Genomic DNA, 21,238 nt, shown 5'->3' on the forward strand with positions numbered 1-21,238 from the left:
GTGGTGTTTTTTTTTGGGTGGGGTATGTTGTGTTCCTGGGGCGCGCCTCCCCCCCCCCCCCCCCCCCCTCCCCCACAAAAGCCGCTCCCACAAGGGCTGCTCCCACAAGGGCCGCTACTACAAAGGCCGCTCCCGCAAAGGCAGCGGCAGCGCGGGGTGGCGATGCTCTTCATCGTGCTGATGCTGGGCGTGGCGGTGGGCACGTCGACGCTGCTGATCTGGCACGCGGTGCGTAGCACGCAGGAGCAGCAGCTCACCATCCATGCCAGCACGCCGGCGCAGGCCAGCGCGTGGCGCGGGGTGGAGGTGCTGCGGCGCTGGCTGGATGCGGTGGACGAGAGCGCGCTGGACGGCTGGGCCGATGCCGGCGGCGTGGTGCCGGTGGCTTTTGGTGGCGCCGGTGATCCGGGCTTCAGCGCGGGGCTGACGTCGGTGCGCAAGGACGGCAGCGCGTGGCGCGTGGAGGCGGCGGTGACCGGCCTGGCGGCCGAGGGCGGCGCGGCGCAGTCGCGGGCCACGGTGGAGGTGGTGTACGAGATCGAGCCCGGCGAAGCCGGCGGCGGTGGCGGCGGCAGCGCGCCGGCGGGCGTGGTCTCGGCGATCAACATCCACCGCGACCTGCGGCTGACCGGCAGCATCAAGGTGACCGGTGCGGAGAACGCGGTGTTCAACGTCGACGGCGATGCGCTGCTGGACAGCGCATCGATCACCGGTATCGACACCCTGCGCGCCACCGGCGACATCACCGTGGGCAGCAACATCCACGTGCGCAACATCCATTCCAACGGCGACGTGGTGCTGCGCGGCAGCGCCAGCGGCACCCAGGTGCGGGCGCGCGGCGGGGCCACGGTGTCAGGCGGTTCGAGCCCGGTGGCACTGCGCGCGAACGGGCCGGTGCTGTTCACCGGCGGCGCCGGCGACCTGGTCGAATCGAAGACCGGGGTGACGGTGACCGGCGGCGGCGTCAACATCACCTCGGTGCGCTCGGAGGGGCCGGTGAACTGGACCGGTGGCGGCGGCGGTGCCAATCGGGTGCATGCCAACGGGCGGGTGGATTACAGCGGCGGCAATCGCTCGACCGTGCTGCGTTCGCGCGCGGCGGTGGCGCTGCCTGCGGGAGAGGTCAGCGAGGTCGCGGCCAACGGACGGGTGACGCACGGGGCCTACGGGAAAGTGGGATCGATCACCGCCATCGGCGACGTGGACATGGGCAAGGCCGGTGCCGGGCGGGTGCGCACGCAGGGCACGACGCGCGTGAGCGGCTATGGCGGGATCGACGCGCTGGAAGGGCAGCGCGACCTGGTGGTGTCGGGCTGGGTGTCGATCGCGGGGGTCATCGGCGGTGCCGTCAGCGGCAACGGCCGCGACAGCGTGGCCAAGACCGTGCGGGTGCAGCCGGGCTACACGGTGCCGATCGCGCCGGTGGAGCCGGTGGTGGTGGATGAGGTGCCCGAGGTGGTGATGCCGTCTTCGCAGGTGGATGCATGGCCGCTGCGCGAGCTGGCGAACTATGTGTTCGAGGTGGTGGGTGACCAGCGCCGGGTGACGGTGGCGAACGTGGCCGGGATCCCCGACGGGCAGTACGTGCTGGGCATCAAGGCGGTGAGCAAACAGCGCTATCCGGACTGGCTGTGCAGGAACGAGGACCTGGACCGGACGAGCGGCGTGTGCAGCGTGCCGGTGGCCACGATCTGCCAGGGGTATTCGCCGCAGAACGGCTGCATCGGCGGCAGCGGGGGCCGCTGGGAGATCAACGGCAAGAGCATGGCGCGCGGGGTGGCGTGGTTCGACGGCGACCTGACGGTCGGCAACGGCGTGTACGTGAACACCTTCATCGCCACCGGCAACATCGCCACCAGCGGTTCGCACCGCAATATGTCGCCCAACTACGCGGGCTTTGCCGTGAGCTGCGCCAACGCGACGCCGCCGGGCGGGTCTGCCGCGCCGGACTTCGCGCAGCTGGTGCCGGTGAACCTGTGCAATCTCGCCGGCGGCACGATGACCGGCGCGCCGGTGGCGAACATCGCCTACCTGGCCGGCGGTACGGCGCCCGGCAGCGGCGGGTTCTCGGGTGGCGACATCACCCTGGGCGCGTCGACGCGGGCGGACGGATCGGTGCTGGCCGGCAACGTGCTGACCACCGGCGGCAGCACCACCATCAGCGGCGCGATCGTGTCGGCCGCGCAGGGCGGCGGCAGTGATGTGAGCATGGGCGGCAGCACGACGCTGGACCTGTCGGGCGGCTCGGAGGATTACGATCCGGGCGGGCTGCCCTGCAGGATCGTGGAGTGTGCGGAAGACGCGGGCACGGATCCGGAAGCGCGGCGGACGCAGGTGTTGTGGACGCGGTATCGCTGATCAGCCCGCGAAAAACCTGTAGGAGCCGCTATAGCGGCGACGCGCTACCGCACTTGGCTTACTGACAGCAATCACGGCAAACCGTGGAGGCGGGCGTGCTGTTGCCTTAGGTGACACGGCGGGGAGGAGGGCGGCGGGAACCTAGTGCGCCGGTGGCCGGACCAGAACGGGGAGTGCGCTTCGTCGGATCATGGCGCTTCTTCACCGGGAAGTGGGGAGATACATCGCTCGAAAATCGACTCCAACGGCTTGTATTGGCACTCAACCGCTGCAATGCACGCGGTTATCCATTCGTCCCGCTCGACTTGGTTCCAGTCAACCGACTTGCCATTGAGCACCAGCAGATGTTCAAAAAAAAGGCGCAGTGCCCGTCCGTTGCCGTCACGGAATGGATGGATCAGATTCAGTTCGCCAAAACACTCGGCGATGAGGTTGAGCGCAATCGGCCATGGGTTGCTTTGGATGTCGATGCCATCCAAAGCTTCCATAACCTTGTTAGCCTCCGGGACGATGCGGTCGGCCGTACAGAAGCGTGTTCTGCCCTTCGAAATGTCCACGCTCCGAACCTCGCCTGCCCAGCTGTAGACGTCGCCGAACAGCTGGTGATGCAATTGGCAAAGATAGGTGAGGTTGAACGGCGGTGCGCCGATCTCAATGCGTTCAAGCGCTACGGCCGCGAACTCGGCTTCCGCATCTGCGAGGCGGGTGGCGTCTCGAATACCCAAGGTGTTGCGCAGCACCGTGGTGCCTGGCCAACAGTACGGGTCGTTCGATACGCCGTATTTGTCGCGCATCAGAGGCCGGACGCGTTTCGATATTTCTCGAGAAGTTCCGCCTTGCTGGGAAGTGGTCGAGTCGAACCTTTGGAGGCGATCGGGTGGGTGATGCCTTCCAGCCGCTGGCTCGCCGCAAAGTTCTCCCTGCGGTGCTGCACATACCAGCTACGGGCGGTTTCCGGTTTGATGGTTTTCATAAGGGCCGGCATGCATGATGACCGGCTTCGAGTATAGCGATTGACACCTGAATTTGCTGTGGGAGCTGCGGTCTTGGCGGTGATGGCGCGCTTGCCGGCACGAATCGCGGCTGTAGCCGCTCCCACAGGGCTTCGGGTCAGTGGGTGCCAAATTCTTGCGTGCCGCCCGCGGTGGCGGCATTCCATCCGGCAGCGATGGGTCTCAGGCCGCCTTCTGCGCCAGCGGCTGGATGCGTTCGAGATCTTCGCGCAGGACATCACGTGCGCATTGGGTGTCATACCTGGCCTGACCGCGCAGCCAGTAGCCGTCGGTGAGGCCGAAATAACGGCACAGGCGCAGGTCGGTGTCGGCGGTGATGGCGCGCTTGCTGGCCACGATGTCGCCGATGCGCTGGGGCGGCACGCCGATGTCCTTGGACAGGCGGTAGCGGGTGACGCCCAAGGGCTCCATGAACTCGTGCAGCAGGATTTCGCCGGGATGGATGGGGGGAAGGGTCTTGGTCATGACGGAAGCCTCAGTGGTAGTCGACAATTTCGACATCGATGGTGTCCGTGCCCTTATGCCTGATCGCGGCTATAGCCGCTCCCACAGGGGGGGGCGGCGCAGATACAGGGCTTGGGCCGTGCCGCAGGGCTTCGGCGCTTCTGCAGGTGGTGGGTCGCAGCTATAGCTGCTCCTACAGGTGGCTGGGTCAGTCGATCAGGTGGCTGGGGCAGTGGATCAGGTGGCTGGGTCAGTCGATGCCGAGTTTCTTGAGCTTGTAGCGCAGGGCGCGGAAGGTGATGCCGAGCGCGGCCGCGGCCTTGGTCTTGTTGTACTTGCTTTCCTGCAGCGCCTGCTGGATGGCGGCGCGTTCGATCTCTTCTATATAAGAAGGCAGGGCGCTGGAGGCGGTCTCGCGCGGGTTCATCGCGGCCGGGGATTGCGAATGGGCGCCGCTGCCCGCCATCGGCGGCAGCCGGCCGGGCGAGTGGATGTTGTTGTTGCCGCCCGGCAGCCGCAGGTCGGCGGCGGTGATGTGGTCGCTGTCGGCCAGGGCCATGGCGCGTTCGAGCACGTTCTCGAGCTCGCGCACGTTGCCGGGAAAGGCATAGCCGTCCAGCGCGGCCAGCGCCTCGGGGCCGAGCTTCGGCGCGCTGCGGTGCATGGCCTGCGCCAGGCGCGCGAAGATCGCGTCGGACAGCAGCGGCAGGTCGCCGTCGCGGTCGCGCAGGGCCGGCACGTGCAGTTCGATCACGTTGATGCGGTAGTACAGGTCGTGGCGGAAGCTGCCGGCATTCACCAGGGTGTTGAGGTCCTTGTGGGTGGCCGAGAGGATGCGCACGTCGACGTCGATCTCGGTCTGGGCGCCGACCGGGCGCACCTTCTTCTCCTGGATCGCGCGCAGCAGTTTGACCTGCATGGCCAGCGGCAGTTCGGCCACTTCGTCCAGGAACAGGGTGCCGCCGTCGGCGCTCTGGAACAGGCCGGGCTTGTCGGCATGCGCGCCGGTGAAGCTGCCCTTCCTGTGGCCGAAGAACTCGCTTTCCATCAGCTCGGTGGGGATGGCGCCGCAGTTGACCGGCACGAAGGGGCCGCCGGCGCGGGCGCCCTGGGCGTGGATGGTGCGCGCCACCAGCTCCTTGCCGGTGCCGGACTCGCCGCTGATGTGCACCGGCGCCTGGCTGCGCGAGACCTTGGCGATGGTTTCGCGCAGGGCGACCATCGCCGGCGAGCCGCCGAGCAGGCGGCCGGCCTCTTCGGGCTGGGCGGCGCGGCGGGCGTTGAGCTCAAGCGCCTGGCGCACCAGGCCGCGCAGCACGTTGATGTCCACGGGCTTTGAGACGAAGTCGAAGGCGCCGGCCTTCAGCGCTTCCACCGCGGCCTCGACGTTGCCGTAGGCGGTGATCATGGCCACGGGGGTTTCGGGGAAGCGGGTGGTGATGTCGCTGATCAGCTCCAGGCCGGAGCCGTCGGGCAGGCGCATGTCGGTCAGGCAGAGGTCGTACTTGCCGCGGGCCAGCAGCTCCTGCGCGGCGGCAAGGGTGGCGGCGGTATCGGTGCGCAGGCCCATGCGGCCCAGGGTCAGGACAAGGAGTTCACGGATGTCGTGCTCGTCGTCGACGATGAGGGCGCTGCGGGCGTCTGTCATGGGGATTTCTGCGTGCCTGTCCGTGGTGACCAATTTTGGCACTTTTCACCATAGTGTGACGAGTGTCAAAAGGTACAAGATCAGCCCAGCATGGCGGAGCCGTTGCGCAGGGTGATCCGGAAGCAGGCGCCGCCGCCGGGGAGGGACACGTATTCCAGGCGGCCGTCGTTGGCGCGGCAGAGCTCGTGGGCGATGTAGAGGCCCAGGCCGGTGCCGTGCTCGGAGGTGGTGAAGAAGGGCCGGAACAGCTGGTGGGCCACGGCGTCGGGGATGCCGGGGCCGCGGTCGGTGATCTCGATCACCGGGCTGCCATCGAGGATGTCGGCGTTGATGGTGATGCGGGCGGCCTCGCCGGGCTGGTGGCCGTGGCGCACGGCGTTGTTGGTCAGCGACGTCAGCACCTGCTGCAGGTGGCGCGGGTCGACCATGGCCGGCACCTCCGGGCGCTGGCCGGCCTGGCGCAGGCTGGCGTTTTCTTCCGGGCAGGTCTGGCGGTAGTCGTCGATGAAGGCGCGCACCTGGCCCACCAGGTCCACCTGCTCGGGCTGGGCGCGCTCGCGGCGGGCCAGGCTCAGCACGCTTTCGACGATGGCGTTGGTGCGCATGCACTGCTGGTGGACGATCTGCAGCAGGCGGCGGTCGCTGTCGCCGATGTCGCGCGATTCCTCCAGCAGCTGGGTGGCATAGCTGATCGCGGCCAGCGGGTTGCGGATCTCGTGGGCGAGGCTGGCGGAGAAGCGGCCCATGGCGGCCAGGGTGAGCGACTCGGCGCGGCGCGAGACCAGCGAGGTGTCGTCGAGGAAGATCAGGGTGGTGTCGTCGGTGGCCAGCAGGCGGGCGAAGCGCGGCAGCACTTCGTTGCCGTCCTCGCCGATGGTCAGCGGGGTGTCGTCGGACTGGCCGCTGCGGCGCCATTCGGCCACGCGCATGGCCAGTTGCGGGGAGATCTTCGGCAGGGTGCGCGCGGGACCCTCCGGCTCGGGGCCGGATTCGCCCAGCAGGATGCGCGCGGCCTCGTTGGCCATGCGGATGCGGCCGCTGCCATCGACCATCAGCACGCCCACGCGCATGCGGCGGATGATCAGCTCGTTGATTTCGGCGAGGTTGGCGGCCTCGGCCCCGCGCTTGTCGGCCAGGGTGCGGGTTTCGCGCATGTCGCGGCCGAGGAAGTTGGTCAGCGAGGCCATCGCCAGGTAGCTGACCGAGAACATCAGCACTTCGGCCAGCGGGCGCTCGCGGATCGGGCTGCCGCCCACCACCACCACCATGTACTGCGCCACCAGCGCGCCCGAGGCCAGCGCGGCCGCGGCCAGACCCAGGTGCAGCGGCAGCAGCAGGGCGGCCGCGCCGACGTTGAACAGCAGCATCATCGCGATGCCGGGTCCGGCGTGGGGCAGGGCGTGGGTGGCCAGGGTGGCGGCGGCGATGTCGATGATCACGCCGAAAATCACCTGCGCCGGCAGCGGGATCGATTCGCGGCCCGACAGCAGCAGCAGTACGGCCGAGGCCACGAGGTAGGTGGCGGCCACCGCCACGGCCAGGGCCGGATCCCGCGCTTCGCCGCCGAATACGCCCTGCAGCGGGCCGAAAACGGCCAGCGCCAGCAGCGCGGCCTCAAGCGTCCGGTACAGGGCCAGGAGGTACAGCTCGCGCCTCATGGCGCGATCGGTGGGGGTCGTGGGCACTCGGGCGGGCTCCGTGGGCGTTGGCGCACTATAATGGTCGGCGCTGTGTCCCACTTTCCCACGACGGACCCCACATGAACTTCCACGAGTACCAGGCGAAGCAGCTCTTCGCCGATTACGGCATTGCCGTCCCGGCCGGGCGCGTCGCCCGGACCCCTGAAGAGGCGGTTGATGCCGCCAAGGCCATCGGCGGCGATTTCTGGGTGGTCAAGGCCCAGATCCACGCCGGCGGCCGCGGCAAGGCCGGCGGCGTCAAGCTCTGCCGCTCGCTCGACGAGGTGCGCGAGCACGCCAAGGGCATGCTCGGCAAGAAGATGGCGACCTACCAGACCGCCGGCATCGAACTGCCGATCGACTCGGTGCTGGTCACCATGGCCACCGACATCGACAAGGAGCTGTACCTGTCGGTGCTGGTGGACCGTTCGACCCAGACCGTGACCTTCATCGCCTCCAGCGAAGGCGGCATGGACATCGAACAGGTGGCCGCCGAGACGCCGGAGAAGATCCAGTCGCTCAACGTCAACTTCATCCAGGGCCTGCAGCCCTACCAGTGCCGCGACATGGGCTTCGCCCTGGGCCTGACCGGCAAGCAGGTCAACCAGCTCTCCAAGATCATGCTGGGCCTGTACAAGCTGTTCAACGAGAAGGACCTGGCGCTGGTCGAGCTCAACCCGCTGGCCATCCTCACCGACGGCAACCTGGCCGTGCTTGACGGCAAGGTCGACTCCGACGACAACGCCGGCTTCCGCCACCCGGAACTGGTCGCCATGCGCGACATCCGCCAGGAAGACGAGACCGAGGTCAAGGCCAGCCAGCACGACCTGAACTACGTGACCATGGACGGCAACATCGGCTGCATGGTCAACGGCGCGGGCCTGGCGATGGCCACCATGGACGTGATCCAGCTGGAAGGCGGCTCGCCCGCGAACTTCCTCGACGTCGGCGGCGGCGCCACCAAGGAGCGCGTGACCGAGGCGTTCAAGCTGATCCTGTCGTCGGACGACGTGAAGGCGATCTTCGTCAACATCTTCGGCGGCATCGTGCGCTGCGACATGATCGCCGAAGGCATCATCGCCGCGGTCAAGGAAGTCGACGTCAAGGTGCCGGTGATCGTGCGCCTCGAGGGCACGAACGTGGACGCGGGCAAGGAGCTCCTGAAGAACTCCGGCCTGGCCATCACCGCCGCCGACAACATCAACGACGGCGCCCGCAAGGCCGTTGAAGCCGCCAAGGCCGCCTGAGCCGTCGCTGACCCCCCACATATCCCCCGCCCCCTGTAGGAGCAGCTATAGCTGCGACCGCAGGTGGTCCGAAGCCCAGGCAGGTCGCAGCTATAGCTGCTCCTACAAGGCGAGGGCCGAGGGCCGGGAAAGAGACACATCGAGGAATCCAATGAGCGTTCTGATCAACAAGAACACCAAGGTGATCGTGCAGGGCTTCACCGGCACGCAGGGCACCTTCCACGCCGAGCAGATGCTCGAATACGGCACCAAGGTCGTCGGCGGCGTGACCCCCGGCAAGGGCGGCACCGAGCACCTGGGCCTGCCGGTGTTCAACACCGTGGCCGATGCCGTGGGCGAGACCGGCGCCAATGCGTCGGTGATCTACGTGCCGCCGCCGTTCGCGGCCGACGCGATCCTCGAGGCCGCGGATGCCGGCATCGAGGTCATCGTGTGCATCACCGAGGGCATCCCGGTGCTGGACATGCTGCGCGTCAAGAAGACCCTGGTCACCACTTACCCGGACACCGTGCTGGTGGGCCCGAACTGCCCCGGCGTGATCACCCCCGGCGAGTGCAAGATCGGCATCATGCCGGGCCACATCCACATGCCGGGCAAGATCGCGATCGTCTCGCGCTCGGGCACGCTGACCTATGAAGCGGTCAAGCAGACCACCGACGCCGGCCTCGGCCAGTCGACGGTGATCGGCATCGGCGGCGACCCGATCAACGGCCTGAACTTCATCGACTGCCTGAAGCTGTTCCAGGACGATGCGCAGACCGAGGGCATCATCATGGTCGGCGAGATCGGCGGTTCGGCCGAGGAAGAAGCGGCCGAGTTCATCGCCGAGTACGTGACCAAGCCGGTGGTGGGCTTCATCGCCGGTGCGTCGGCGCCGAAGGGCAAGCGCATGGGCCACGCCGGTGCGATCGCCTCGGGCGACTCGGGCACGGCCGAAGGCAAGTTCGCCGCGATGGAGAAGGCCGGTGTGACCACCGTGCGTTCGCCTGGCGACCTGGGTGCCGCGATCGCGAAGCGCCTCGCCAGCTGACCCCGCCCCCCTGTGGGAGCGGCTATAGCCGCGATGATGCTGCAAATGGCAGCGATTGCTGCTCCTGCAAAAGAAGAAGGCTGCCCTTGCGGGTGGCCTTCTTTTTTGGTTCTTCTCCCGACTGAGTGGGGTTCGGACGGTTGCTCCGGGAGGGAGTGCGCTGCCCGCCGTGGAGGCAGGGGGGATGCCCAGCCGGAATATGCGCATCCTGCTCCCAGTTCCGGCCGCCGGCCATCCATGGCCGGCGCCCGGCCGCTGGGAGCAGGACGCGGAGACGGCCGGCGCAGCACACCCCCTGTGCACGGGACGGGCCAGCGCGCATCCCAACGGAGCGTCTCCCGACCCGACCCGACCCAACCGTCACGCCTTCCTTCTTCGTGGCGGGTTGACAGCCGTTGACGCAATGCGCATGATCAATGCGCATTCGATGGAGATGCACGATGCGCATTCGAGACGACTACGCCGGTTTCGGCAAGCGCGCCACCAACGTCAGCATCAATGAGGGCCTGCTGGAGGCCGCCAAGACCCTGGGCATCAACCTGTCCGCCACGCTGGAGAAGGCGCTTGACGCCGAGGTCCGGGCGCGCAGGCGCGAGCAGTGGCTGGAGGAGAACCGGGAGGCGATCGCCGCATACAACGAGCGCGTCGCGCGCGATGGCCTGGCCGGCGATCATGTGCGTGCATTCAAGGCATCGCTCAAGGCATGAGCCAGTTCTTCGTCTACTCGAATGCCGACGCGGCGTCGCGGCGTTCCATACCGTGCTGGCTGAACATCCAGAGCGATTTGATCGACACCGCCGAATCCCGCGTGGTCGTGCCCTTGATCGCGCCCGAGCGCGCCGGGCCGCTGCTCGCCGGCCTGATGCCCACCCTGGCCGTCGCCGGCAAGCCGCTGGTGATGGACACTGCGCAGATCACGAGCGTGCCGATGCCGATGCTCGGCAAACGGGTGGCGGACCTGTCCGCCGATCGCCTGACCATCATCGGCGCACTGGACTTCCTGACGCATGGAATTTGACATGACCGAAACCCTCCGCATCGCACTCGCCCAGTTCGACTTCCCGGTGGGCGATGTCGCCGGCAACACGACGCGCATCGCCGCCATGATCGGCGAGGCCCGCGACGAGTACGGCGCCGACATCGTGGTGTTCCCGGAGCTTGCGGTCAGCGGCTATCCGCCGGAAGACCTGCTGATGCGGCCGGCCTTCCTGGCCGAGTGCGAACAGGCGCTGCGCACCATTGCGGACGCGGCGACCGGCATCGTCGCCATCGTCGGCTGGCCGGAGTCGGCCGGCAGCGTGCTCTACAACTCCGCCAGCGTGCTGCGCGAGGGCCGCATCGAACGCACCTATCGCAAGCGCGAGCTGCCCAACTACAACGTGTTCGACGAGCGCCGGTACTTCCACGTCGATCCCGACGGTGGCAGCTGCGTGTTCGAGGTCAAGGGCGTGCCGGTGGGCCTGCTGGTGTGCGAGGACCTGTGGTTCGTCGAGCCCATCGCCGACACGGTGGCGCAGGGCGCGCAGCTCGTGCTGGTGCCCAACGCCTCGCCCTTCGAGCGCGGCAAGCACGCGCAGCGCGACGCGATGATCGCGGCCCACACGCGCGATACCGGCGCGGCGCTGGCGTATCTAAACGTCGTTGGCGGGCAGGATGCGCTGGTGTTCGACGGCTCATCGGTGGTCGCCGACGGCGACGGCACGGTGCATCCGGCCGCGGCCGCGTTTACCGACCAGTGGCTGGTGGTGGACTACGACGTCGCGCGTCGCGCGTTCACGCCCATCGTGTGGATGGACGACGGCGACGAGAGCATGGACGCGCTGGCCTGGCGCGCGGTGGTGCGCGGCATCCGCGACTATTTCGGCAAGAACGGTTTCCGTCGCGCGTGGCTCGGGCTGTCGGGCGGCATCGATTCGTCGATCGTGCTGGCGATGGCGGTGGAGGCGCTGGGCGCGGAGAACGTGACCGCGGTGCGCATGCCGTCGCGCTACACCGCCGACCTCAGCAACGACTTGGCCGCCGAGCAGTGCCGCGCGCTGGGCGTGGAGATGATGACGGTGCCGATCGGGCCCGCGTTCGATGGCCTGCTGGCCAGCCTGGGCGATGCCTTCGAGGGTCGCGAGGCGGACGTGACCGAGGAAAACCTGCAGTCGCGCACGCGGGGCGTGATCCTGATGGCGCTGTCGAACAAGCTCGGCGGCCTGGTGCTGACCACCGGCAACAAGAGCGAGTACGCGGTGGGCTACGCCACCATCTACGGCGACATGGCCGGGGCCTACGCGCCGATCAAGGATCTGTACAAGACCGAGGTCTACGGGCTTTCGAAGTGGCGCAATACCGTGGGCGGGGCGCCGGTGATCCCGCCGGGGGTGATCGCCAGGCCGCCTTCGGCGGAACTGCGCGAGAACCAGCTCGACCAGGATTCACTGCCGCCCTATGACGTGCTGGACGCGATCCTGCTGCGCTTCGTCGACCAGGAGCAGTCGCGCGACGAGGTCTGCGCGGCCGGCTTCGATGCCGCGGTGGTGGACCGCGTCGTGGCCCTGGTGCGCCGCGGCGAGTGGAAGCGCCAGCAGGCCGCGCCGGGGCCGAAGATCTCCCGCCGCGCCTTCGGTCGCGAGCGCCGCTACCCGATCACCAATCGTTACCCCCACTGACGGGATCGCAGCTATAGCTGCCCTACAAGGCCGGTGCGGGTCGCAGCTATAGCTGCTCCTACAGGCCTTGGGCTACTGGATGGCGGATTTTTCGGTGGCGAAGGGGTTGAGCTTGCGGATCGTCCACGGGTAGTCCGGCCATTCGCCGCTCAGGTACGGGTGGTCGGGCTCGTTCAGTTCGAGCACGCGGCGGGCGTCGGTGGCCAGGGTGTCGTTGCCCAGTTCGACATAGGCGGCGGCCAGCACGGCCACGGCGTCGTTCTGGTATTCGCTCTGCGGGTAGGTCTCGAGCAGGTAGCGGGCGCGCTCGGTGGCGGCGACCCAGGCCTCGCGGCGCATGTAGTACAGCGCGGTCTCGATCTCGTGGCGGGCGAAGGTATTGCGCAGCGCGGCCATGCGGTTGCGGGCATCGGCGGCATAGCGGCTGTTGGGATAGCGCTCGGACACGGTGCGCAGGTCGTTGTAGCCCTGCATGGGCGTGGCCAGGTCGCGGCGGCTGGCATCGAGGTTCCAGGCGCGCTGCAGGAACACGGTGTCGCGGCTGGAGTTCACCAGGCCGCGCAGGTAGTACATATAGGCCACGTTGCGGTGCGTGGGATAGGTGCGGATGAAGCGGTCGACCGACGACACGGCCTCGTCGTGGCGGCCCATCTTGTACTGCGCATAGGCGATTTCCATCAGCGCCTGCTCGGTGTACGCGCCGTAGGGGTACTGCGCGACCAGGCGGCGATAGGTGTTTGTGGCGGCGTTCCAGTTGCCGCGGCGCATCAGCACATGGCCCTTGTCGTACAGGGTTTCGACCGCCGCGCCCTCGTCGACGTCCTTGTCCTTGAACATGCCCTTCATCCGCGCGCAGCCCGACACGGTGAACATGGCCAGCAGCAGGAGCAGCAGGGCGCTGCGGATAAGGGTGGTGCGTCGGGTCATGGGACGTCCGGGGCGGCGAGGGCTTGAACGGGGGATAATAGCAGCCACCACCGGCCCGCCAGCCGCCACGACTGAACCCGAGCCGACACCCATGACCGACGACCACGACGCCGAGATCCCGGAAACCGCTTCCGAAGCCCCCCGGGCCGCCCGCGTGCCCGACGCCATGGCGGGGCGGCGCTTCGACGCGGTGCTGGCCGAGCTGTTCCCGGAGTTCTCGCGGTCGCGCCTGGCGGGCTGGGTGAAGTCGGGCGATGTGCTGCTAGACGGCGCCACCGTGCGCCCGCGCGAGGCGGTCCGCGGCGGCCAGGAGGTCCTGCTCACCGCCACCCTGGAGATCCAGGTCAGCGCCGAGCCCGAGGACATCCCGCTGTCGGTGCTGTACGAGGATTCCGAGGTCCTGGTGATCGACAAGCCCGCCGGCCTGGTGGTGCACCCCGGCGCCGGCAACCACAGCGGCACCCTGGTCAATGCGCTGCTGTTCCGCGACCCGGCGTTCGCCGCGGTGCCGCGGGCGGGCATCGTCCATCGCCTGGACAAGGACACCTCCGGGGTGATGGTGGTCGCCCGCACCCTGCAGGCGCACGCGGCGCTGGTGGCGCAGCTGTCCGCGCGCGACGTGCACCGGCAGTACCTGGCGGTGGTGGTGGGCGCGCTGGTGTCCGGGGGCACCGTGAACGCGGCCATCGACCGCCACCCGCGCGACCGCCTGCGCATGGCCGTGCGCGAGGACGGCCGCGAGGCCACCACCCATTACCGCCTGCAGGAGCGCTTCCGCGCCCACACCGCGCTTGAGTGCCGGCTGGAAACGGGGCGCACCCACCAGATCCGCGTGCACATGACCCATCTGAAGTCGCCGATCGTGGGCGACCAGCTGTACGGCGGGCCGGTGAAGCTGCCGCGCGCGGCCTCGGATGAACTGATCGCCGCGCTGCGCGGCTTCCGCCGCCAGGCCCTGCACGCGCAGGTGCTGGAGTTCGTGCACCCGGCCAGCGGCGAGTCCGTGCGCTGCGAAGCACCGGTGCCCGAAGACATGCAGGCGCTGATCCGTGAGCTGCGCGCCGATGCCGCCGCGCACGCGGTCACCGGGGCGGGCGTGCGCCGGTGAGCGCTGGCGCTGCGGGACGGGGCGAAGGTGATGCCGGAACCGCATCGCGCCGCCGGGCGTGGCTGGAGGCCGACTGGCCGGCGCCGGACGGCGTGCACGCACTGGTGACGCTGCGCCACGGCGCCGGTGCCTCGATGGTGCCCTTCGATCGCTTCAACCTGGGCAATGTGCACGGCGTGGGCGGCGACGAGCCGGTGATCGTGGCGGCGAACCGCGCCGAGCTGGTGGACCGCGCGGACCTGCCTTCGGCCCCGCACTGGCTGCGCCAGGTGCACGGCACCGGCGTGATGCGGGTCGACGACCTGCTTCCCTACGGCAACGCGACCAGCGAGCGCGGGCGCATGGCGGCCGAGCCGGAAGCCGATGCCGCGGTCACCGACGTTCCCGGCGCGGTGCTGGCCATCCTCACCGCCGACTGCCTGCCGGTGGTGTTCGCCGCCCGTGACGGCAGCGAGGTCGCGGTCGCGCACGCGGGCTGGCGCGGCCTGGCCGCGGGCGTGCTGGAGCAGACGGTGGCGGCGATGCGTGCCGCGCCCGGGGAACTCGTGGCCTGGCTGGGTCCCGCCGCGGGGCCGGCCGCGTATGAAGTCGGCGCCGAGGTGCGCGAAGCGTTCGTGGCCGATGACCCCGGCGCGGCGGTCGCGTTCGCTTCCACGCGTCCCGGGCACTGGCATGTCGATCTGTACGCCCTGGCGCGCCGCCGCTTGCTTGCCGCTGGCCTGACCAGCGCCGACATCCACGGCGGAGGCCTGTGCACGATCTCCGATCGGCGCTTCTTCTCCCACCGGCGCGACGGCCGCAGCGGGCGCATCGCCACGCTGGCCTGGCTGGACTGAGATTTCCCGGCGCTGCGCCTCGCCCTTGTGGGAGCGGCCGTTGTGGCAGCCACCATTGTGGGAGCGGCTATTGCGGGAGCCACTATTGTGGGAGCGGCTACAGCCGCGATTCGCCAGCGATAATGGCCGCCCCCCCACAAGGATGCCGACCATGACCCATCCCATCGCCGCCTTGGCCAACGTTCCCGGCGTAGCCGCGCGCGACGCCGCCACCACCGGCTTCGTGTTCAACCACACCATGCTGCGGATCAAGGATCCGCGGGCCTCGCTCGACTTCTATACCCGCGTGCTGGGCTTCAGCCTGGTGCGGCACAACGACTTCCCCGAAGCGGAGTTCTCGCTCTACTTCCTCGCCATCGTCGACCCGGCGGACATTCCCGACGACGAAAGCGAGCGCAAGGCCTGGGTCGCCGGCCTGCAGGGCGTGCTTGAGCTGACCCACAACCACGGCACCGAATCGCAGGACGGCGCGGTGTACCACGACGGAAACAGCGAGCCGCGCGGCTTCGGGCACATCTGCCTGAGCGTGCCGGACGTGCGCGCGGCATGCGAACGATTCGAAGCCCTGGGCGTGCCGTTCCAGAAGCGCCTGACCGACGGACGCATGAAGGACATCGCCTTCATCAAGGACCCGGACGGCTATTGGGTCGAGATCATCCAGCCCACGCCGCTGTAGCTTCCACAAACGCGGCTTCTCAAGCGGCGTCCGACCACGGCCGCGACAGCCGCATCGCGGACATCACCACGCCGACGTGGGAATACGTCTGCGGGAAATTGCCCCAGGCCTCGCCGTCGTCGAAGGCGAGGTCCTCGGACAGCAGGCCGAGGTGGTTGCGGCGGGTGAGCAGGCTTTCGAACTGCTGCCGCGCCTCGTCCACGCGGCCGATGGCGGCCAGCGCGTCGATGTACCAGAAGCTGCAGATGGTGAAGCTGGTCTCGGGCTCGCCGAAGTCGTCGGCGGCGATGTAGCGGAACAGCGAGGTGCCGCGGCGCAGCTGGGTGCCGATGGCCTCGACCGTGGCCACGAAGCGCGGGTCGCGCGGCTCGATGAAGCCGAGTTCGGCGAGCAGCAGCAGGCTCGCGTCCAGGCGCCGGCCCTCGGCGGATTCGACGAAGTGCCCGAGCTCCTCGTCCCAGGCGCGTTCGAGCGTGGCTTCGCGCATGGCGTCGGCACGTTCGCGCCAGTGCACCGCGCGCTGGGCCAGGCCGAGGTGCGCGGCGATGCGCGCCAGGCGGTCGCAGGCGGCCCAGCACATCACGCTGGAATAGGTGTGCACCTCGGCGCGGCCGCGGAACTCCCAGATGCCGGCGTCGGGCTGGTCGTGCAGCGCCCAGGCGTGTTCGCCCAGTGGCTCGAGCCGGCCGAAGGCGTCGACGTCGCCGGGACGCTCCAGGCGCTGGTCGAAGAACAGCTGGGTGGCGGCCAGCACCACGCTGCCGTAGACATCGTGCTGCTTCTGGATCCAGGCCAGGTTGCCGCGGCGCACCGGGCCCATGCCGCGATAACCGGCAAGCGCGGGCATGGCGTGCTCTTCCAGGCGGTCCTCATAGGCGATGCCGTACAGCGGCTGCAGGGTGCCGTCGTCGCCGGTGGCGAGGTTGAGTACGTAGCGCAAATAGCCTTCCATGGTGCGGGTGGCGCCAAGGCGGTTGAGCGCGCGCACCACGAAGGCCGAGTCGCGCAGCCAGCAGTAGCGGTAGTCCCAGTTGCGCTCGCTGTGCGGCGCCTCGGGAATCGAGGTGGTGATGGCGGCGACGATCGCGCCGGTCTCCTCGTATTGGCAGAGTTTCAGCGTGATCGCGCTGCGGATCACCGCCTCCTGCCACTCCAGCGGGATCGACAGGTAGCGCACCCACTCGCGCCAGTAGTCCAGGGTCATGCGCTCGGCCCTGCGCGCGAAGCCCTGCACGGATTCGGTGAGCGTTTCGTCGGGGCCCAGCACCAGGTGGCGTTCGCCGTCGAGTTCGAAGGGCAGCGATTCGCGCACCAGGCGCACCGGCACGTCGCTGGTCAGGCGCAGGGTGAAGCCGGGCAGCAGGTAGCGGATGTGGTTGCTGCCCCAGGTCTGCTCAGGCACCTCGGCGCCGTAGTCCGCCAGCGGACGCAGCACGACGCGGATGCGCGGCCGTCCGGACAGCGGACGCAGCCGCCGCACCAGCATCACCGGCCGGTAGAAACGGTCGTGCTGGTGCCAGCGCGGCATGAAGTCGGTGATCTCGACCGCGCCGCCGTGGCGGTCGCGCAGCACGGTGCGCAGCACGGCGGTGTTCTTGATGTAGGCCTGTTCGGCGCTTTCGAAGTCTTCGAGCTCGATGGCGTAATCGCCGCCGCCGGCCCTGGGCGAGAGCAGCGCGCAGAAGGCGGGGTCGCCGTCGAAGGCGGGGATGCAGCCCCAGGTCACGCGCGCCCGGGCGTCGACCAGGGCCGCGACGCTGCCGTTGCCGATCAGGCCGAGATCAAGATTGGCCTGTGCCGCTGTTGTAGGAGCGGCTATAGCCGCGATATCCGCCCCGCTCACTGCGATGCCCTGTTCATGGCGATGCCCTGCTCAAAGCCGCGCTCCGCTCACTGCGGCGTTCCGATCCATGCGCACTCCAATCCAGGCATGCACCTCCGCCGGCCCCGCCAACCCGAAGTGCGCCGCGCTTTCACGCGGTCGGCCCACCAGCACGCTGACGCCGTCGTGCGCGTTGACGGCGGCAAAGCCTGCTTCATCGGTGATGTCATCGCCGGCAAACACCGGTCGGCGACCGGCGAAGGGAGGCTCACCGAGGAAGGCGAGGATTGCCGCGCCCTTGTCTGCACGACCGCCCTTGTGTTCGGCCGGTCGCAGTTCAACCACGTCGTTGCCGGGCTGCAGGCGGTAACCCGGAAGGCGGGGCAGGGCGGCGCTGGCGAAGGCGAGCAGTTCGCCGCAGGCCGCCGGTGCCGCGCGCCAGTGCAGGGCCAGCGCCGCGCCCTTGTCCTCGACCACGGCACCGGGGAAGCGGGCGGCGACCCGGGTGGCCTCGGTGCGGACCAGGGCCAGGGCGGCCGGGATGGCGGGTGCGCGATGCCCGCGGCGGCCATGGCGGCGTTCCAGGCCATGCAGGCCCGCGGCCGGCATGGCCGGCGGCGCCAGCAAGGCGTCGAGCGTGGCGATGGAGCGGCCGCTGACCAGGGCCAGGGCGCCTTCAAGGCGCCGGTGCAGCGCGACCAGCGCTTCGCGCAGCGGCGTGGGCACCTCGACCGCGTCCGGATGCGGCGCGAAATCGAGCAGGGTGCCATCCACATCGAGGAACAGCGCGCAGCCGTCGTCGATGGCGGGCGGTGGCGGGAGCGCGAAGGTCTCTGCGGCCATGCGGGGCATTGTGTCCCGGAACATGTGAGATTTTCGCTAGGAGCGACCGCAGCCCATGTGCAGGGGCCGCCATGCTGCTCATGCAGCCATGCAGCCATGCAGCCATGCAGCCATGCTGCTCATGCAGCAGCGCTTGCCTTTGTGGGAGCCGCTATAGCGGCGATTTGCAGCGGATGTGCCAGGTCGGGTCGCAGCTATAGCTGCTCCTACAGGGGCGCGGCGGTCGGTGGCGGCTCCTACAGGTGCGCGGCGGTCGGTTGCGGCTTGAATTGCTTGTGCGGGGCCCGCATTTCCGGGGCAATGCCGGCGTGGCCGGCCATCGACAGCCGAGGCATCACCATGCGCATGGACAAACTCACCTCGCGTTTCCAGCAGGCGCTGGCCGACGCGCAGTCGCTGGCCGTGGGCCGCGACCACAACCTGATCGAACCCGCCCACGTGCTGGTCGCGCTGCTTGACGAGTCCGGCGGCGGCAGCGGGCCGCTGCTGGCGCAGTCGGGCGTGAACGTGCCGCTGCTGCGCGAACGACTGGGCGAAATCCTGGAGAAGCTGCCAAGGGTGTCCGGCCAGGCGGGACAGGTTTCGCTGGGCAACGACCTGGGGCGGCTGCTGAACGTCACCGACAAGCTGGCGCAGCAGCGCGGCGACGGCTTCATCGCCTCCGAGTTGTTCCTGCTGGCCGCGCTCGATGACAGCGGTGACGCCGGTCGCGCGCTGAAGGCCGCCGGTGCCGACAAGGCGCGCCTGGAGGCCGCGATCAAGGCCATGCGCGGCGGCGACAGCGTCAACGATGCCAGCGCCGAGGAGGCGCGGCAGGCGCTGGAGAAGTACACCATCGACCTGACCGCGCGCAGCGAGATCGGCAAGCTTGATCCGGTGATCGGGCGCGACGAGGAGATCCGCCGCACCATCCAGGTGCTGCAGCGGCGCACCAAGAACAACCCGGTGCTGATCGGCGAACCCGGCGTCGGCAAGACCGCGATCGTCGAAGGCCTGGCGCAGCGCATCGTCAACAACGAAGTCCCCGAAGGCCTGCGCGGCAAGCGCGTGCTGTCGCTGGACATGGGCGCGCTGATTGCCGGCGCCAAGTACCGCGGCGAGTTCGAGGAGCGGCTGAAGGCGGTGCTGAGCGACCTGTCCAAGCAGGAAGGGCAGGTGATCCTGTTCATCGACGAACTGCACACGATGGTCGGCGCCGGCAAGGCGGAAGGCTCGATGGATGCCGGCAACATGCTCAAGCCGGCGCTGGCGCGCGGCGAGCTGCACTGCATCGGCGCGACCACGCTCGACGAATACCGCAAGTACATCGAGAAGGACGCGGCGCTGGAGCGGCGCTTCCAGAAGGTGTTCGTGGGCGAGCCGTCGGTCGAGGACACGATCGCGATCCTGCGCGGGCTGAAGGAGAAGTACGCGGTGCACCACGGCGTGGAGATCACCGATCCGGCGATCGTGGCCGCGGCGACGCTGTCACACCGCTACATCGCCGACCGCAAGCTGCCGGACAAGGCCATCGACCTGATGGACGAGGCCGCGAGCCGCATCCGCATGGAGATCGATTCCAAGCCGGAGGAGCTGGACCGCAAGGAGCGCCGCCTGATCCAGCTCAAGATCCAGCGCGAGGCGCTGAAGAAGGAGAAGGACGCGGAGTCGAAGCAGCGCCTGGCGGATCTTGAAAGCGAGATCGCCGTGCTGGAGCGGGACTACAACGACCTTGAGGAAGTCTGGAAGGCCGAGAAGGCGACGCTGCAGGGCGCGACGAAGATCAAGGAGCAGATCGAGGCCGCCAAGCTCGAGCTCGAGGCCGCGCAGCGCCGCCAGGACTTCGCGAAAATGAGCGAGATCCAGTACGGCCGGCTGCCGGAGCTTGAAAAGCAGGCGCGCGCCGCGCAGGAGGCCGAGACCAAGGGTTTCACGCTGCTGCAGGACAGGGTGACCGCGGAGGAGATTGCCGAGGTGGTCGCGCGCTGGACCGGGATTCCGGTCAGCAAGATGCTGGAAGGCGAGCGCGACAAGCTGCTGCGCATGGAAGAGGTGCTGCACTCGCGCGTGGTCGGCCAGCATGAGGCGGTGAAGGTGGTGTCCGACGCCGTGCGCCGTTCGCGCGCGGGCCTGAGCGATCCCGACCGGCCGAGTGGGTCGTTCCTGTTCCTCGGCCCGACCGGTGTCGGCAAGACCGAGCTGTGCAAGGCGCTGGCCGAGTTCCTGTTCGACTCCAGCGAGGCGATGGTTCGCATCGACATGAGCGAGTTCATGGAGAAGCACTCCGTCTCGCGTTTGGTGGGTGCGCCCCCGGGCTACGTTGGATACGAGGAAGGCGGCTACCTGACCGAGGCCGTGCGCCGGCGGCCGTACAGCGTGATCCTGCTCGACGAGGTCGAGAAGGCGCATCCGGACGTGTTCAACATCCTGCTGCAGGTGCTCGACGACGGCCGCCTGACCGACGGCCAGGGGCGCACGGTGGACTTCCGCAACACCGTGATCGTGATGACGTCCAACCTCGGCAGCCAGATGATCCAGGAGCTGGACGGTGATGATTCGCCCGAGGCCTATATGCAGATGAAGGCGGGCGTGATGGCGGTGGTGCAGTCGCACTTCCGGCCGGAGTTCATCAACCGGCTGGACGACATCGTGGTCTTCCACTCGCTGGACAAGGTGCAGATCAAGGCGATCGCGCGCATCCAGATGCGCGGGCTGGAGAAGCGCCTGGGCGAGCGCGGCATCCGGCTCGAGGTCAGCGATGCGGCCTTCGAGCTGCTCGGTGCCGCCGGCTTCGACCCGGTGTACGGCGCACGACCGCTGAAGCGCGCGATCCAGCAGCAGCTGGAAAACCCGCTGGCGCAGAAGATCCTCGCCGGCGAGTTCGGCCAGGGCGATACCGTCCGCGTCGAAGCCGAAGCCGGCAAGCTCGCCTTCACCTGAGCGCTTTTGTAGGAGCAGCTATAGCTGCGAT

At 68.8% G+C, this 21,238-nt stretch carries 18 protein-coding genes; 10 read left to right on the forward strand and 8 right to left on the reverse strand.

The window, feature by feature from the left end; all coding sequences use genetic code 11:
- Window positions 1-162: 162 nt before the first annotated feature.
- Entirely contained in the window at window positions 163-2,358 is a 2,196-nt protein-coding gene (locus tag WCD84_RS08795; protein WP_343281123.1) for a hypothetical protein, read from the forward strand.
- 188 nt (window positions 2,359-2,546) lie between these two features.
- Here the strand turns inward: WCD84_RS08795 and WCD84_RS08800 are convergent, their stop codons facing one another.
- The 5 genes from WCD84_RS08800 to WCD84_RS08820 all read right to left on the reverse strand — a co-directional run bounded on the left by WCD84_RS08800 (window position 2,547) and on the right by WCD84_RS08820 (window position 7,121).
- Window positions 2,547-3,152: a Fic/DOC family protein gene (locus tag WCD84_RS08800; RefSeq protein WP_343254254.1), complete on the reverse strand. Its 606-nt coding sequence runs from the start codon at window positions 3,150-3,152 to the stop codon at window positions 2,547-2,549.
- Window positions 3,152-3,331, reverse strand: a complete 180-nt coding sequence (locus WCD84_RS08805; RefSeq protein ID WP_343254253.1) for a YhfG family protein — start codon at window positions 3,329-3,331, stop codon at window positions 3,152-3,154. The genes WCD84_RS08800 and WCD84_RS08805 overlap by 1 nt, the downstream gene beginning before the upstream one ends.
- 202 nt (window positions 3,332-3,533) lie before the next feature.
- Window positions 3,534-3,836, reverse strand: a complete 303-nt coding sequence (locus WCD84_RS08810; protein WP_343281124.1) for a HigA family addiction module antitoxin — start codon at window positions 3,834-3,836, stop codon at window positions 3,534-3,536.
- Window positions 3,837-4,065: 229 nt separating this feature from the next.
- On the reverse strand, window positions 4,066-5,463 hold the full coding sequence (locus tag WCD84_RS08815) for a sigma-54-dependent transcriptional regulator (RefSeq protein WP_343281125.1): 1,398 nt from the start codon (window positions 5,461-5,463) through the stop codon (window positions 4,066-4,068).
- Window positions 5,464-5,543: 80 nt separating this feature from the next.
- Window positions 5,544-7,121: a sensor histidine kinase gene (locus tag WCD84_RS08820; RefSeq protein ID WP_343254334.1), complete on the reverse strand. Its 1,578-nt coding sequence runs from the start codon at window positions 7,119-7,121 to the stop codon at window positions 5,544-5,546.
- Window positions 7,122-7,222: 101 nt separating this feature from the next.
- Between WCD84_RS08820 and sucC the strand changes: the two genes are divergently transcribed.
- From sucC to WCD84_RS08845, 5 genes are all read left to right on the forward strand, one after another.
- Entirely contained in the window at window positions 7,223-8,389 is a 1,167-nt protein-coding gene (gene sucC, locus WCD84_RS08825) for an ADP-forming succinate--CoA ligase subunit beta (protein ID WP_343279120.1), read from the forward strand.
- Between the two features lie 151 nt (window positions 8,390-8,540).
- Window positions 8,541-9,419: a succinate--CoA ligase subunit alpha gene (gene sucD, locus WCD84_RS08830; RefSeq protein WP_343281126.1), complete on the forward strand. Its 879-nt coding sequence runs from the start codon at window positions 8,541-8,543 to the stop codon at window positions 9,417-9,419.
- A gap of 440 nt (window positions 9,420-9,859) precedes the next feature.
- Window positions 9,860-10,126, forward strand: a complete 267-nt coding sequence (locus WCD84_RS08835; RefSeq protein ID WP_343281127.1) for a type II toxin-antitoxin system CcdA family antitoxin — start codon at window positions 9,860-9,862, stop codon at window positions 10,124-10,126.
- Complete coding sequence (locus WCD84_RS08840; RefSeq protein ID WP_343281128.1) at window positions 10,123-10,437, forward strand: CcdB family protein; 315 nt, start codon at window positions 10,123-10,125, stop codon at window positions 10,435-10,437. The genes WCD84_RS08835 and WCD84_RS08840 overlap by 4 nt, the downstream gene beginning before the upstream one ends.
- 1 nt (window position 10,438) lies before the next feature.
- On the forward strand, window positions 10,439-12,076 hold the full coding sequence (locus tag WCD84_RS08845) for an NAD+ synthase (protein WP_343281129.1): 1,638 nt from the start codon (window positions 10,439-10,441) through the stop codon (window positions 12,074-12,076).
- Window positions 12,077-12,148: 72 nt separating this feature from the next.
- Here WCD84_RS08845 and WCD84_RS08850 read toward each other — a convergent pair whose 3' ends face one another.
- Window positions 12,149-13,003, reverse strand: a complete 855-nt coding sequence (locus tag WCD84_RS08850) for an outer membrane protein assembly factor BamD (RefSeq protein WP_343254244.1) — start codon at window positions 13,001-13,003, stop codon at window positions 12,149-12,151.
- A gap of 91 nt (window positions 13,004-13,094) precedes the next feature.
- On the opposite strand from WCD84_RS08850, the gene rluD reads away from it, so the two are divergent.
- The 3 genes from rluD to gloA all read left to right on the forward strand — a co-directional run bounded on the left by rluD (window position 13,095) and on the right by gloA (window position 15,623).
- Window positions 13,095-14,111 carry a 23S rRNA pseudouridine(1911/1915/1917) synthase RluD gene (rluD, locus tag WCD84_RS08855; protein ID WP_343254243.1) on the forward strand — a complete coding sequence of 339 codons (1,017 nt, stop codon included), beginning with the start codon at window positions 13,095-13,097 and terminating at the stop codon, window positions 14,109-14,111.
- Between the two features lie 62 nt (window positions 14,112-14,173).
- Window positions 14,174-14,947, forward strand: a complete 774-nt coding sequence (gene pgeF, locus WCD84_RS08860; protein ID WP_343281151.1) for a peptidoglycan editing factor PgeF — start codon at window positions 14,174-14,176, stop codon at window positions 14,945-14,947.
- Between the two features lie 151 nt (window positions 14,948-15,098).
- Window positions 15,099-15,623 carry a lactoylglutathione lyase gene (gene gloA / locus WCD84_RS08865; protein WP_343254242.1) on the forward strand — a complete coding sequence of 175 codons (525 nt, stop codon included), beginning with the start codon at window positions 15,099-15,101 and terminating at the stop codon, window positions 15,621-15,623.
- A gap of 19 nt (window positions 15,624-15,642) precedes the next feature.
- Here the strand turns inward: gloA and WCD84_RS08870 are convergent, their stop codons facing one another.
- On the reverse strand, window positions 15,643-17,442 hold the full coding sequence (locus WCD84_RS08870) for a glycoside hydrolase family 15 protein (protein WP_343281152.1): 1,800 nt from the start codon (window positions 17,440-17,442) through the stop codon (window positions 15,643-15,645).
- A 54-nt stretch (window positions 17,443-17,496) separates the two neighbouring features.
- Entirely contained in the window at window positions 17,497-18,288 is a 792-nt protein-coding gene (gene otsB / locus WCD84_RS08875; RefSeq protein ID WP_343254241.1) for a trehalose-phosphatase, read from the reverse strand.
- A gap of 339 nt (window positions 18,289-18,627) precedes the next feature.
- Here otsB and clpB point away from each other — a divergent pair, with 339 nt between their 5' ends.
- A complete protein-coding gene (clpB, locus tag WCD84_RS08880) occupies window positions 18,628-21,207 on the forward strand; it encodes an ATP-dependent chaperone ClpB (protein WP_343281130.1) in 2,580 nt (859 codons plus the stop codon).
- The last annotated feature ends 31 nt before the right edge of the window (window positions 21,208-21,238 follow it).

This window comes from Luteimonas changyuni (assembly GCF_039548395.1).
GTDB lineage: Bacteria > Pseudomonadota > Gammaproteobacteria > Xanthomonadales > Xanthomonadaceae > Luteimonas.